This window comes from Neobacillus sp. FSL H8-0543 (assembly GCF_038592905.1).
GTDB lineage: Bacteria > Bacillota > Bacilli > Bacillales > Cytobacillaceae > Neobacillus.
Map to the genome: position 1 here is coordinate 480933 of NZ_CP151943.1, position 14807 is coordinate 495739.

Below are 14807 nucleotides of genomic sequence, written 5' to 3' on the forward strand. Positions count from 1 at the left end.
TTATTCAAAATAATACATTAGCGCGATTGTCCCTGGTCCAGTATGAGTACTGATTGTTGGACCGGTCGTACCAATTGAAATATTATTATATCCCGTTATTTCAGTGATTGCTTCTTTTACTTTCGTTGCTAGTCCGAGAGCTTCAGCATGTACAAGTCCTACGCCGAGAATATTTTTCCCATTAACATCCTCGGTAAATTGTTTGGCCAACCATTTTACGACCTGAGAATGGCTGCGAACCTTCGCTACTGGATTATATTCCGCACCTTCGAGCGATGCAATCGGCTTAATGTTTAGCAATGATCCAATAAAGGCCTTCCCTTTACCAATCCGGCCACCCTTAACCATGTTCTCAAGGGTATCAATCATGATATATAGCTTTGAATTCATACGGACCTTGTCCAAGCGCTCAAGGATTTCCTCCATACTCTTACCCTTCTTCGCCATCTCCACCGCTTCTCTTACCTGAAACTGGAGGGCCAATGAAATAAACATCGAATCAACAACAGTCACCTTGGTCTTCGTCATCTGGGCAGCGCTTTCAGCAGAGCGTACCGTACCGCTCATCTTGCCAGTCATGTGCAACGATAACACTTCGTATCCTTCGTCTCCGAGTCGGTCATACACTTCAAGGAAGGCACCAGCTGAGGGTTGAGAGCTCTTTGGCAGTTCATCTGCTTTTTTCATCATATCCATATATTCTGCTGCATCTATTTCCACTCTGTCTAAATAGGTTTCTCCATTAATCGTTACTGACAATGGCACAACAACAATACCCAATTGCTCCGCCATATCTAATGGCATGTCCATTGTTGAATCAGTTACAATTTTAATTTTACTCATTCACTCACATCCCTTGGTTTACTCCATTGTATTATACAGGCTATATACACTTTAAGATATAATATCTCCTATTTTTCCGTATAAAAATTGCGAAAAATAAAAGAACACCGGTTGCCCGATGTTCGAAAATAATTAAGCGTTATTCTTTAATTCTCCAACTTTAAACAGTTGTTCATAATCAGGCCATTTCATGACCTTTTTTAGATACTCTCTAAAGGAATAGCATTTTTGGGGCTTTTTCTCACGATAAATTGTCGAGATAAATGCCTGTAAACGGACTTGGATCATAAATTTATAAGTGCTATCTTGCGCCAATACAGGAATTTCCGTAACTTTAACCTTCTGTCCAACTGCATTTTTGAACTCTAGGCTTTTGGTTAACACAATATCAATCCTCTTTTTCACCCGTTTGACTATATTATACACCTAAAACAGCTCGAAATCTGTCTAAATATGCCCAGATTCAAAAATATTTATGAACAATTATTGGGAAATTTCATTTAAATGGTTAAGAAACGGCTAATGCAAATCGCCAGTAGCCTAGTCAAAAATCGAATAAATATGGATTAATCTCAGAGTTTTATCAAATTATGAAGAAAGCCATGAAAATAGATCAATCATGGCTCATTAACCATGCTTAGCAGTTTTCCTTCGCAATACTAGAACAAACTGTAAGATAGTGCCTGATAGAACTAATACTGCACCAGCTACCAAAATATTAAACATATCGGTTCCAGTATTAGGCAGTTTAGGTCCGTCTGCAGGCAGGACCCCGCCTAAGGTACCTTCTACATAAAATTTAAATTCAACTTCTGCTTCAAGGCCTTGGAACTCATTCCCTAATTCCTCTGGTACTACAACTTTAAAGAATAGTTGTTCAGAACCATTCTTCGCGATAAACCTAGGATCAAATTTGTTAAAGTCGTTCATTTTCCCATCAAATAAAACCTTGTCTTTATCTGAAACTTTCAGCAGGAGTTCGTTGTAAAATTCTTTAGAACCTTCTTTTAGATTACTAGACGACAAATACTTAAAATCCTGTTTACCATTATTAATAATGGTAAAGGTACGTTCTGCCCAATCACCTGGTTTTAAATTAGTTACATTAAATAGGATCTTTTCAGGTGAAGTGGCAATATCAATCTCTTGAGTATTAATAGCTGCACTGATTTGACTCAATTTTACCGTGAATACAAGAGTAATTGCCAGCATATTGATTATCAGAAAACTAATTATTTTTTTCACCTTTTTTCGTCCCTCCCTTTGTATCTATTCCTTAGTTCACGAGGCGGGATTTCAACTTTTGTTAGCTTCTAAAGCGGAATTCTAAATAGGCTTTTCAATATTGCTTTTTTCAGATGATTTATCATCCTTTCTTACAAGTTGAGAAATTGTCGTCCAAATAGTGAAGCCTGAAAATCCTATTAGTAGAATTCCTGGAAGAAACATAAGTAAGGAGATACCTAGTTTAGTCTTTGAGAAATTTGCAATATAGCCAAGATATGGGACTGTAAAACCTGTATATTTTGCGATTACATTATTTGATAAGACAGAATTGGGATCTGCCGTTTCATTATTATCACCTTTTGTCCGATAACTCACTTGGTCACCATAGTTAATTACTTCTTCAATCCTATGGGTAACAAGTACTCTTTTTTCAGTTATAAATGAAATTACATCACCCTTTTTAAATCTCGTCATTTCCCCGCCAGGTTTTACGGCAATAATTGAACCTGTTTTTATTTCTGGTTCCATCGACCCAGAAAGTACAGTTTTCAATTGATATCCAAAAACTTGAGGTTCACCCCCAGAAACTTCGGAAGATATGACAACGAAGAGCGTCAACATTAATAATAGAAACAATAAGATTGTTATAATATTGCCGGTCCATTTTATGATCGTTTTAGGTTTCATTTCAATCACCTTTTGCATTCTGTATTATTATGGATTCAACTTCTTCTTTTATTACATTACTATCAGACGGACTATACTCAACTGGCTGTTCATTCTTTGCCGCTTCTGTTGGGGTTGTTTCTGTATTAGCTGGAATGTCTTGGGCAGGTACTATTGGAGTTTGCTCGCTATTATTATCAGATTTAGACTGGCATGTAATTGTGATTGTTTCACTCCATAAATCTTGTCTTTCCGGTTTATTTGCATGAAATGGTCTTTGAAACGCTCTAAATTTATAGGCTCCTGAATCAGAAGCGGTAAATTTTAAAACACCTGATTGATTAGCTGTAATCGGTTGTATTACTCCTTCTGCAACCTTTTCTCCATCCTTTGGATTCCCTTTTGAAATGTAATAGACCTCATATCGTGAAGGTCCTTCCATATTACTTCCCATATTTGTTATGGTTACAGATATTTCCTTTTGATCACAACTTTCAATGACTTGATCAGTATTTCCATTTAGAAACTTAAAAGAGCTTTTATCCCAGACATTCTCCCAAGAACCTGCTTGGATATTACTAATAACTTGTGAATTATCGTAAAAATATGCCTCAGTGCCAGAAGTTATTATGCCCGTTGATAGGGTGAACAGATAAGAAATAACTATGATTTGAGCGGTTAATACCATTATCCAATTTTTCTTTTTAAACTTCTTTCTCCTTGTGTACCTAATCTTAATCACACCCCTCATCTCCCAGTCGGAATGTATTTTTCTACTCACCTTAAATAAAGAAAATGTTCCTTATCTAAGGTGAATAGAACCTTTTAAAGAAAGGCGGGTAAAACCCACCCCTCTTTTAAAAGTCTTTATTTTTCTACACCATGACCTTGGTAGCCTTCAAATGTCCAAGTAAGATCTAACTTATCCCCTTGGAATTGATTTTGGTCTTGATGATTTTCAACAAATTGGAATTGGACATATAACTCGTCAGATGTTCCAGCTGGAAGCTTTCCCCCTCTTTCCTCTAACCATGGAATAAAAATATCATTTTCAATTGCGTCGGGAGTCATGGTTTTTAACTGATCTAATGTTGTCCAGAAAATAATAGTATCTATCTTATCTCCATTAAGTAGGAAGTTTACACGGATATGCTTACCAAAATCCTCTGTATTATTTCCATTTGCATCAATAACATTATAAGTAGTTTTTAATAGTATTTTATGAATGTCCAAAGAACCAGCGTTTTTCAATTTGAAAGAACGGTTCATCCAATCTCCTGGTTTTAAATTATTGACATCAATAATGGTTGTTGGTTGAGCATTTAAGACTAAAGTACCATTAGCAAATTTCGCTTGAACATCGGCAGTGTCGCTAAAGTATGCGTATGTACCCCCACCGATTAGTGACAAACCAAGCGCTGCGGTTGCTAAGCCCAATCCTAATCTTTTCTTAGTGCTCATTGTCTTTTCCTCCTCTTATACCTTTTATTTTTTGAATCAATTTGAAGATTCTAGGCAGTATAAAGGATAATTCATTTGCAAGTTCACTATTTCACATGATTCTTATTAATGAACTTACAAGTTCAGTTTACTTCTTAATAGAGAATTTGGGAAACGTCAAAAACAAGCAAATTTTCTTAATAAAGAACAAATTTCGTCCTTTTTGACAGATAATCTAGTATTTTCTTATTTTATCGCAATTTATAAGGGATTGTGCGTTCGGTATTGTAAGTACCTTTTTAATGCTACTAACTCTTAAATAGGTCAAAAGGCCCTCATTCCATTCTGGAATGAGGGCCTTTTGGTTAACATATTCGCGGAAACATTGTTCCTGTTAATCTATTCAATAAACGTTTTGAGCCGAGTGGTGTTTCCAGTAATAGTTGACCTTTCTGTTTGCTGATAATTGAGCCAATTACAACGGCATCTTGACCTTCTGGAAATTCTCGCACAATATCGAGCACTTTATCCTTCTCTTCCGCGGCGACAATAATTATCGCTTTTCCTTCGTTGGCAATATAAAGCGGGTCAAAGCCTACTAAATCACAGACACCGTGAACTTCTTCCTTCACTGGCAGGTCGATTTCATTAATTTCCATTGTGAGCGAAAAGTCCTCCGCTATTTCCACAAGCGTTGTTGCTAGACCTCCTCTTGTTGGGTCACGCATAATTCTTACTCCGCTGGTATGTTGAAGAACTGCTCCTAACATTCGATTTAAAGAACAACAGTCACTTTCAATTGGAACGGTAATTCCTAGTTCACCTCTTGCAGCTAGGACAGCGATGCCATGATCTCCAATTGTCCCTGAAACAATAATCGCATCCCCTTCTTGAAATTCTAGGGTGCAGCCAACGTTTGGCTCATAGATGCCTATTCCTGTAGTATTTATGTAGACACCATCAGCACTGCCGCGTTCAACCACTTTTGTATCCCCGGCAACAATAGTAACTCCGGTTTTTCTAGCTTCATTCGCCATGTCGGTTACAATTCTCTTTAGATCAGCTATCGGAAACCCTTCTTCGATGACAAAACCACAAGTTAAAAAGGCTGGTTTTGCCCCGCTTACTGCAAGGTCATTAATCGTGCCAGCGACAGCTAACTTACCGATTGAACCTCCTGGGAAGAAAATGGGCTTTATAACAAATGAGTCCGTCGATACAGCGATTTGACGCCTTGACAACGTTATTTCTGCCGCATCAAACATAGCGGCTTTTTCTTCGTTAAACGCTTCAACAAATAAGTCGCGAATTAAGCGATAGCTTAGTTCTCCACCGTCACCGTGCGCTAAGCTGATATATTTCTCCATCACGAACTCTCCCTCATATATTGATAGGTTGCCGCACAGCTTCCTTCGGCCGACACCATACAGGGACCAATTGGATTCATCGGATGGCAGGCTTTACCGAAAAGTGAACATTCATTAGGGGATATCAAGCCCCGAATGACTTCACCACAGCGGCACTTAGTTTTACGAGGCTCACCAACTTCGACCGAAAATCTTTTTTTCGCATTATACCTGTCATAATCTGCCCTTAAATCCAGACCGCTGTTTGGGATGACGCCAATGCCACGCCATGCCTCGTCGGATTTTGTTAAGTATTTGTCCATCCACTGATGGATCGTTTGATTACCAGTTTTTGTGACGATTGCTGGATGATTATTGATAATTGCTGGCTTACCTTTTAAAGCTAAATCAATTGATTTATAGATGCCAGCTAGTAATTCAGCGGTTTCAAACCCCGTGATCACTCCTGAGATATGGTATTCATCCACTAAATACTTGTAAGAATCCTCGCCCAAGACAATCGATACATGGCCAGGAAGCAAGAAACCGTCCAGATTTACTTCCCCTGCATCCAATAAATAGCGCAGTACAGGTTCGACAAGCTTGGTCGTCATCCATATCGAAAAGTTAGTAATCTCGCGCTTTTCTGCCTCGGCAACCATTAAAGTCATAATCGGAATCGTCGTTTCAAAGCCTACACCGAGGAAGATGACTTCTTTGTCTGGGCTATCTTCCGCAACTTGAACCGCGTCCACAGGTGAATACAACACACGTATATCTTTGCCAGCAATCTTTGAGTCTAGCAATGTTTTATTTGAGCCAGGTACCCGCATCATATCGCCAAACGTACAGATAATCCTGTTTTCGCCTTCAGCAAGGGCTATCATCGCATCTATCGAACGCTGGTCTGTCACACAGACCGGACAGCCAGGACCAGAAATCAGATTGACGAAATCTTTCAGGCACGGTTTCACACCTGTTCGTGCAAGCGCCATCGTATGCGATCCACACACCTCCATGAAGGCAGGCTTGCGTCCGAACACTCGCTGAAATTCCTTGGCTATTTGAATCACAGCTTCCACTAATGGTTTACAAATTTCCGGGTTATTGGACTGTTTCAGAATTTCGAGCATCGACGAGCTTCCTCCATTCCTCAACACTTTGTCTTGCGTAGGATTCATCAACGATACTCATCGCTTGGCCGGCATGAACAATCACATAATCACCTAACTCGACTTCAGGTACAAAAATCGTTCCCACTGTTGTTTGTGAACCCATGACATCGACGACTGCGCTATATTCCATTTTTTTTACTACCTTAGCTGGGACTCCAACACACATCCACGAGCACTCCTTTTGGCAGCGGCAACAACTAACTGCCCATATGATAACCCTCCGTCATTGCAAGGGACTTTTTCTGGTACATAAACACTAAATCCTCGTTCCTTTAGTTCAGAGGTGAGTCTTTTTCTTAGATAACGGTTATGAAAACTTCCCCCTGATAAAATAATTTTTCGATTCGCATTAGGCATTTTTTTGATCAATTGCTCCATTGCTAAGATTATCGATTGAACAATGGTTTCGTGAAAGCGACCACTGATTAATGCAGCGTCCTTTTTGGCTAAAACATCTATTGCTATTTCTTTAGTCATTTTTGAAAAATTGATGGTGAAAATATCCTTTTCTTCCAAATCAAACAAGTAAGGATTATAAATCAATTGTTCATCAGCCAATTCCGCTAGAAGAATTGCCGCTTCGCCATCATAACTGGATACTTTCGTGACCCCACAAAGGGCACTGACAGCATCGAACAGCCGACCGCAAGTTCCGGCATAAACAGTATTAATATTTTTCGCTATCATCATTTTTAAAATATCAATCTGGTCAGTTTTATCAGTAAAAATTGCCTTTGCTAGCTCGACTCCCTGTTCATTATGCTGGGAGATAAGCATTGCTGCGGCATTTCTCCATGGTTCACGTATGCACTTTTCACTTCCTGGAAGTGGCGTATACTCTAAATGGGCAATCCGTTCATATTCGCCCGCATCACCATAGAGAATTTCAAAGCCCCATATGTTGCCGTCGTGACCATATCCAGTACCATCGAGAATAATCCCAAAAGCCTTTCCTTCTATAGAATGCTCTTCTAGACATCCAGCCATATGGGCATGATGATGCTGAACCTCGAAGATCTCTTCAAACTCGTACTCCTTTACCAGTTTCTGAACCTGATAGCCCGGGTGGGCATCTATTACAGCGACTGACTTCGGTGTATCAATCCACTTTAATAAATGGTCCAGTTCCTGCTGATAATGGTTGATTGTCTCGATATTTTCTAAGTCACCAATATGAGGACCAACAAAAGTCTGCTCATTTCGACCGATGGTAAATGTCGTTTTTTGTTGTCCACTAAGCGCCACGATTCCCGAAACATCGACATTTGTCGAAAAAGGGTCTGGAACATATCCACGTGATCTTCGTAAGAAATCGCGCGTCCCATCATTGATTTGAACAACGGAATCATCAACCGGGTGGAGGATTTCTCGATTATGAACGAGATAATAATCTGTGATACCTGCTAAATAGTGAAAAGCTTCTGCATCCTTGTATAATATCGGCATCCCAGAAGGATTAGCGCTTGTCATCACTAGGCATGAGAGGCTGGCATCAGAAAATAATAAGTGGTGCAAAGGTGTATAAGGGAGCATGATACCAATCGTTCCCATCCCCGGCGCTACGCCTTCTGCAAGCTGATATTGTTCATGTTTCTTTAGGACTACAATAGGCGATTCAGGACTAGTCAATAGCTCACGCTCCGCATCATTTACAACAGCCATTTCCATGGCCGTTTGGATTGATGCAATCATAACGGCTAACGGTCGATTGGGTCGTTGCTTACGATTTCTTAACGTGGTAACCGCTTGTTCATTACTGGCATCGCAAGCAAGGTGGTAACCGCCGATCCCTTTAATGGCCACTATCTTCCCTGCTTTTAAACGCTGTATGGCTTCCATAATCGGATTCTCAGAATCTATCTCTACACCATTTCTCTTTAATAGCTGTACCTTGGGACCACATTTTGGGCAAGCAATGGGCTGGGCATGGTGCCGTCGGTTTGTCGGGTCCTCATACTCTCTCCGGCAATCGTCACACATTGAAAAGGTCTTCATCGATGTGTAGGGTCGGTCATATGGTAACTCTTCAATAATTGTATACCGTGGTCCGCATTGGGTACAGTTAATAAACGGATAGTGAAAACGAAAATCGTTTGGGTCATTCATTTCATCCAAGCAATCTTCGCACACGGCTGAATCAATTGGGATCACGAGCATGGAAGCCCCGCTACGCTCACTTGCAATAATCGTAAAGTCTACTAAACCAAAAGGCTCTGTCTGCTGAACTAATATTTCATTTATTTTTGACAGCCGTGGGGCTTTCTTTTTCAAGTCTGATAGAAACAATTGTATGGCCTCTGAATCACCTTCAAGGTGTATTTTGACACCGTCCATATTATTTTGGACTGTACCTTTAAGCTGATATTTGTCTGCAAGCTGGAAGACAAATGGACGAAATCCTACCCCTTGTACTCTACCACTAACAGCAATCTTTACTGCCGTAAGCATTTTAAGTAAGCCCCTTCAATCCAAGAAAACCATTCGTGAAGCCCTTCCCTCGTTCTTGCAGACATAGGCAACAAAGTTGATACCGGATTGATTTCTGAAAGATCCTTCCGCGCTTCATCGACATTAAAATCCAAGTATGGAAGTAAATCAATTTTATTTAACAGCACTAACTCTGTACGCATAAACATTTGCGGATATTTCGGGATTTTATCGTTTCCTTCTGGGACACTTAATACCGCCACTTTATGATGCTGTCCAAGGTCGTAACCTGATGGGCAGACAAGATTACCGACATTTTCAATAAATATAATATCAAATTGGTCAAGGTCAAATTCACTGAGTGCTGCCGCAATCATTCTTGCATCAAGATGACAGCCTCCGTGTGTATTGATTTGCACGGCTTTTGCCCCCATCGCCCGAATCCGGTCGGCATCTCTTTCTGTTGCTAAGTCACCCTCGATAACAGCAATTCGATATTTTCCGGCTAAAGCACGAACGGTCTCCTCAAGAAGTGTCGTTTTTCCAGCACCAGGCGAACTCATCAAATTAATCACTAAGGTTTTAGTGTCGATAAAAAGCCCCCGATTGAAGTCTGCTGCCTTATTGTTGTTCGTCAATACATCTGTTCTTAACGCTACTTTCATTTACGATTACTCCCTTCGTATGAAAAAACCTGAAATGTTTCTCCTGCCAGCACCTTACCTGATGGAATCTGACAGTTTGGACAGAGGGCAATTTTCAATTCTGGACGATACTCCATGTCACATATTACACATTTTGCCTTTGCTTCTTCAACATGAATAATTAGTTGCGCATCATCTGTAAATATATGCAAATTTTGATCACGAAAAATATCAAACGCCATTCCTAAGGCATCCGGCATCGCATTGGAAATTTCACCAACGGTTAATTCAATTTTTTCAATTCTTTCAATCCCTCTTAAACAGGCATCCTCATGAACCAGCTGAAGGATATCCCCCATTAATGCCATCTCATGCATGAAAATCACCTTTCACCACACCGATTTGGTAAGCCTGATCCCTTTTTCTCACTGGAAGTGATTTTAACTGTAAGTCACCGTTATTTGTCTTAAAATTGTATTCTTTTTGACAATTCAAACATTTCACAGTTGAATATAGTGTTGAAACGGTAATAATATACGAACATACAGGACAAATTCCATTCCAAGCCTGCATGTTCGAATCCTTCATTGCGACTATTACAGGTCTCCCTGCTATAAACTTCAATTCAAGCACTGGTAACATTTCCGTATCGCTCATTAATGGAATCCAACTGATTCCAAGCGACCGGTCTGTCACTAATTCTATTTTCTCCAAGTCGCCTTGAATAAAAGGCTCATAGACTGACTTTACCGTTTGGAATAAGCTACCGCCCATCTCTTTAAAAAAATCAAGCCGTTTCATAAACATCTCTCCATAGATTCACCTGATTGATGACGACGTCTCTGAGTTCTCCAAGCTTTTTTTGGTTAGTTTCGGTCAGCTCCACACCTAATTGTAGCGAGGTTGGCTGCATTCCAAACATGACTATTTCCTTTGGGTAGCGCTCCCTTAGTTTGGCGGCCATCAATACTTCTTGGAAACCAAGCTGGTGAATCGACATCTTTATGCCAAAATAAGCTGGAATTTCATCACCTACTAAGGTAATGATGGTGCCAGGTTCCTTGCCGGCATTAATTGCATCAATAATAATCAGTTTTTCAGCATCCTCTACCGGTCCTAGCAATTTCATTCCATCGGTCAAGCCTTCAATAATTTCAATATCTTCATAGTCTACTAAAGCATCTTCTAGTAACGGCAAAAGGTGGATGCCAACACCCTCATCTGAGAAGAGGGTGTTGCCGATCCCAAGAATAGTAATCTTAGTCATTATTTTTTTCACCAACTGACTTATTTGTTGTTGTTTTATAGCCAGTGAACATGGAAGAAATACAGCCGTTTCGATCAAGATAGTCATCACGGAAAGCAAGATAAATGTGAATGACCGTAAATAACAAGAAGCCCCACATACCCAGATGATGCCATGAACGGACAGTGAAGCTGTCACCGCCAAAAATAAATGGCACCCAACTAAACAGTTTTCCCCAGAAGGATTCTTGCTGTGGCTCAAAGTACATGTAGAAACCTGTTAACATGACGATCCATGAACACAATCCGATAAATATCCAGTAGCTCAGCTGCGCCAATGGATTGTGGCCTACATAATGCGGTTTCTTATTTGGCAAGAATAAGTAGAACTTAACCGCTTCAAATACTTCTTTCACGAAAATCCATCTAAACGGGTTTGAGGTTGCAAACTTGTTTCCAACAAATGTCCAATACAAGCGGTACATGTGATTGATTACAAAGATAAAAGCGAAAAAGAAATGAATATATCTCATCCAGCCCATTAAATTTGAATAATAGGCTTCCTCAGGGATAATCGCAGCGGTCATCGGTTTCCCAATATAAATTCCTGTTATCGTTAAGGCAATGATCGCGAGCATATTGACCCAATGCCAGATCCTTACTGGCAGTTCCCATACATAGGCTCTCACTTCATTTTTTACAGGCTTATAAACGATTGACCGTTCAGGGCGAAGTGTATTCTCACAGTTGGGTTCAATTTTGAAGTCAGGTGGATTCGGCCCGTGATTCGGTAATTTTGGTGCAGCCATCTATCTCACTCCTAACCTAAACGAATTTCAGTACTTTTGTTCGTTTCCAGATCTGTTAAGTGCACGGCACATGCAAGACATGGATCAAATGAGTGAATGATCCGCATAATTTCTAACGGCTGTTCTTTATCTAACATTTTTGTACCGATTAGTGCTGCTTCATAGGCACCAATCTGATTTTCCGCATCGCGTGGCGAAGCATTCCAAGTACTGGGTACCACCGCTTGATAATTGTCAGTTTTTCCGTCTTTAATATCAATCCAATGTCCAAGTGCTCCACGTGGCGCTTCAATCCAGCCCACACCTTTTGAGCGCTCTGGCCAAGACTTTGGATCCCATTTCGAACGATCGAAGGTAACTTGGTTTCCACCCTTTATATTTTTCAAGAGGGCATCCATGTCATTTCGGAGCCAGCCCGATATTAAAACGCTTTCAAGTCCGCGAGCAACCGTCCGACCTAGTGCTGATTGTAACGCCGTAATAGGCAAATCAAGTTTCTGTAATGTATCGTCTACTATACCAACGATCTCTTCTTTTCCAGAGGCATAACCGACAATCATCCTCGCTAATGGACCGGTTTCCATTGGATGCCCTTTCCAGCGTGGCGCTTTTAGCCAGCTATACTCTTTGTTTGTATCTAATGTTTTAAAAGGAGCTTTAGGCCCAGTGTAATCAAAGGTTGTTTCCCCTTCAAACGGGTGCTTCCCTTTTCCTTTTCTATTTCCATCATATGTGTACCAGGAGTGATCAATAAATTCCTGTATATGCTTTGGATCTTTCAAATCAACATCTAAAACTTCGTTTAGGTTACCATTAAGAACAATTCCTCTTGGCATCCGGTATAACTTTGTGTCGTAAATATCTCCAGTAGAGAAGTCCCCATAGCATAGGTAATTGTTTATACCGCCACCAAACGTCCACTCCTTGTAATAGGAACCAATCGCTAACAAATCTGGAATATATACTTGGTTAACAAACTGCTGAGCCTCATCAATGATTTGTGATACGTGCATCAATCTTTCAGCATGGATGCCGTTATCACTATCGATATCAAGAGGTGTAGCCATACCACCTACTACGTAATGCGGATGTGGATTTTTCCCACCAAATATCGTATGAATTTTGACGATCTCCTTTTGCCAATCTAATGCTTCCAGATAGTGGGCAACCGCAAGCAAATTCACTTCTGGCGGAAGCTTATAGGCTTTATGTCCCCAATACCCATTAGCGAAAATCCCCAATTGACCACTTGCAATTAGCTTCTTAATTTTATTTTGCACATCTGTAAAATAGCCTGGTGAAGACTTTGGCCAGCTTGAAATGGATTGGGCAATTCTCGAAGTTTCCGCTGGATTTGCATTTGTCGCACTGACAACATCTACCCAGTCTAATGCGTGCAAGTGATAAAAATGGACAACATGGTCATGGACAAATTGCGCCTCGTTCATGATGTCACGAATTAAATGTGCATTTCTAGGGATCTTTATTTTTAAGGCATCCTCAACCGAACGAATTGATGCTAGTGCATGCGTGGTGGTACAAACCCCGCATATCCTTTGTACATATGCCCAAACATCACGCGGATCACGGTCTCTTACAATTAGTTCCAAACCACGTACCGATGTTCCTGAGCTAAATGCATCTTTAATCACTCCGCCTTCATCAACATCCACCTCTACTCGAAGATGGCCCTCAATTCTTGTAATTGGATCTACTACTATACGCTCACTCATGTTCTTCACCTCGTTTGTCATCTAACTTTTTCTTAATTACAGTACCTGTTGCGTGGACGGCAATTCCAGCAGTCGTTGCTCCAATCACGGCCAAGCCTACGGCATCTGGATTAATTGTTGTTTGTGTTCCAGGTATCTTTGCTCTCCTTGTAAAGAATGGCCCGTTATCCCAAAATCCCTGCTCTGAACAGCCAATACATGGATTTCCTGATTGAATTGGATAGCTCACCCCACCATTCCAACGCATTTCTGCACAGGAGTTGTAGGTTGTTGGTCCCTTACAGCCAACTTTGTATAAGCAATATCCCTGTTTCGCCCCTTCATCATCAAACGATTCAACAAATAACCCTGCGTCAAAATATGCACGGCGGTTACACTTGTCATGAATACGGTGACGATAGAAAGCTTTTGGACGACCAAACTGGTCTAATTCTGGTAATTTCCCAAAGGTGATGATATGAGCAATGACCCCTGTCATTACTTCTGCTATAGGTGGACAGCCAGGTACTAAAATGGTTGGAATATCTTTAACAAAGCTTGTGACTGGTTTCGCCCCAGTTGGGTTTGGATGGGCTGCGGCAATTCCTCCCCATGCGGCACATGAGCCATAGGCAATAATTGCCTGTGCACCCTCTGCCATTTCCAGGAATGTCGCTTTTGCCGATTGTCCTCCTGCGGTTGAGAAGGCATCGTTTTCAGGAATGCTTCCTTCCACCGCCAAAATATATTCGCCATGATAATCCTTTAAAACCTGTTTCATTGCTGCTTCTGCTTGGTGGCCTGATGCTGCGGATAATACTTCGGAGTACTCGAGTGAAATCATCTCGAGTAAAACGCTTTCAGTTTTTGGCTGTGATGACCGAATAAATGATTCGGAACAACCAGTGCAATCCTGGAATTGCAGCCAGACTACCGGTACCCTTGTCTTGATTTCCATCGCTTTTACGACCTTGTCTGACTGGGAATAATCCAGCCCGAGTGTCGCAGCTAAGGCTGTGCACATCTTGAGGAATTGACGCCGACTAAATCCTTGATCGATCGCGGTTTCATAAACGGTCTTCTGTCTTCTCATCCGCTTTCTCCTCCATTTGCATAAAATATGTAAAAAACATGATTACATAAAAATTGTAGTACAAAACGACGGATTTCGTACTGAATTTTCAAAAAGATACACAAAGATTCCTTAACTGTATTTCTATCATATTTTTGTTAAAAAACTTGGAAAAGAAGATGCAAACAAACGCAAAAAGGC

At 40.6% G+C, this 14807-nt stretch carries 17 protein-coding genes; all 17 read right to left on the reverse strand.

The genetic code is table 11. The annotated features are described in order from the left end of the window. Positions 1 to 843, reverse strand: a complete 843-nt coding sequence (locus NSS81_RS02535) for a DegV family protein (RefSeq protein ID WP_342431991.1) — start codon at positions 841 to 843, stop codon at positions 1 to 3. 132 nt (positions 844 to 975) lie between these two features. Next, complete coding sequence (locus NSS81_RS02540) at positions 976 to 1227, reverse strand: DUF2535 family protein (protein ID WP_342433907.1); 252 nt, start codon at positions 1225 to 1227, stop codon at positions 976 to 978. A 243-nt stretch (positions 1228 to 1470) separates the two neighbouring features. After that, complete coding sequence (locus NSS81_RS02545) at positions 1471 to 2088, reverse strand: TasA family protein (protein ID WP_342431992.1); 618 nt, start codon at positions 2086 to 2088, stop codon at positions 1471 to 1473. A gap of 81 nt (positions 2089 to 2169) precedes the next feature. Further along, the gene (locus NSS81_RS02550; RefSeq protein ID WP_342431993.1) at positions 2170 to 2775 is read right to left on the reverse strand and encodes a signal peptidase I; all 606 of its coding nucleotides are present in this window, start codon (positions 2773 to 2775) and stop codon (positions 2170 to 2172) included. Next, positions 2759 to 3478 carry an amyloid fiber anchoring/assembly protein TapA gene (gene tapA, locus NSS81_RS02555; protein ID WP_342431994.1) on the reverse strand — a complete coding sequence of 240 codons (720 nt, stop codon included), beginning with the start codon at positions 3476 to 3478 and terminating at the stop codon, positions 2759 to 2761. Before tapA ends, NSS81_RS02550 begins: the two co-directional genes overlap by 17 nt. A gap of 125 nt (positions 3479 to 3603) precedes the next feature. Beyond that, on the reverse strand, positions 3604 to 4197 hold the full coding sequence (locus tag NSS81_RS02560; protein WP_342431995.1) for a CalY family protein: 594 nt from the start codon (positions 4195 to 4197) through the stop codon (positions 3604 to 3606). Positions 4198 to 4541: 344 nt separating this feature from the next. After that, positions 4542 to 5543 (reverse strand): hydrogenase expression/formation protein HypE, encoded by a 1002-nt coding sequence (gene hypE / locus NSS81_RS02565; protein WP_342431996.1) that lies wholly within the window; start codon positions 5541 to 5543, stop codon positions 4542 to 4544. Beyond that, positions 5543 to 6655, reverse strand: coding sequence for a hydrogenase formation protein HypD (hypD, locus tag NSS81_RS02570; protein ID WP_342433908.1), 1113 nt, complete (start codon positions 6653 to 6655; stop codon positions 5543 to 5545). The genes hypE and hypD overlap by 1 nt, the downstream gene beginning before the upstream one ends. Then, positions 6627 to 6863, reverse strand: coding sequence for a HypC/HybG/HupF family hydrogenase formation chaperone (locus tag NSS81_RS02575; protein ID WP_342431997.1), 237 nt, complete (start codon positions 6861 to 6863; stop codon positions 6627 to 6629). Before NSS81_RS02575 ends, hypD begins: the two co-directional genes overlap by 29 nt. After that, positions 6836 to 9145, reverse strand: a complete 2310-nt coding sequence (hypF, locus tag NSS81_RS02580; protein WP_342431998.1) for a carbamoyltransferase HypF — start codon at positions 9143 to 9145, stop codon at positions 6836 to 6838. Before hypF ends, NSS81_RS02575 begins: the two co-directional genes overlap by 28 nt. After that, entirely contained in the window at positions 9130 to 9789 is a 660-nt protein-coding gene (hypB, locus tag NSS81_RS02585; protein ID WP_342431999.1) for a hydrogenase nickel incorporation protein HypB, read from the reverse strand. The genes hypF and hypB overlap by 16 nt, the downstream gene beginning before the upstream one ends. Next, positions 9786 to 10145 (reverse strand): hydrogenase maturation nickel metallochaperone HypA, encoded by a 360-nt coding sequence (locus NSS81_RS02590; protein WP_342432000.1) that lies wholly within the window; start codon positions 10143 to 10145, stop codon positions 9786 to 9788. Before NSS81_RS02590 ends, hypB begins: the two co-directional genes overlap by 4 nt. Beyond that, positions 10138 to 10569: a hypothetical protein gene (locus NSS81_RS02595; protein ID WP_342432001.1), complete on the reverse strand. Its 432-nt coding sequence runs from the start codon at positions 10567 to 10569 to the stop codon at positions 10138 to 10140. The genes NSS81_RS02590 and NSS81_RS02595 overlap by 8 nt, the downstream gene beginning before the upstream one ends. Next, a complete protein-coding gene (locus NSS81_RS02600; protein WP_342432002.1) occupies positions 10556 to 11035 on the reverse strand; it encodes a HyaD/HybD family hydrogenase maturation endopeptidase in 480 nt (159 codons plus the stop codon). The genes NSS81_RS02595 and NSS81_RS02600 overlap by 14 nt, the downstream gene beginning before the upstream one ends. Beyond that, positions 11028 to 11822: a Ni/Fe-hydrogenase, b-type cytochrome subunit gene (cybH, locus tag NSS81_RS02605; protein WP_342432003.1), complete on the reverse strand. Its 795-nt coding sequence runs from the start codon at positions 11820 to 11822 to the stop codon at positions 11028 to 11030. The genes NSS81_RS02600 and cybH overlap by 8 nt, the downstream gene beginning before the upstream one ends. An 11-nt stretch (positions 11823 to 11833) precedes the next feature. Further along, entirely contained in the window at positions 11834 to 13555 is a 1722-nt protein-coding gene (locus tag NSS81_RS02610; protein ID WP_342432004.1) for a nickel-dependent hydrogenase large subunit, read from the reverse strand. Further along, the gene (locus NSS81_RS02615; RefSeq protein WP_342432005.1) at positions 13548 to 14627 is read right to left on the reverse strand and encodes a hydrogenase small subunit; all 1080 of its coding nucleotides are present in this window, start codon (positions 14625 to 14627) and stop codon (positions 13548 to 13550) included. Before NSS81_RS02615 ends, NSS81_RS02610 begins: the two co-directional genes overlap by 8 nt. Between the last annotated feature and the right edge of the window lie 180 nt (positions 14628 to 14807).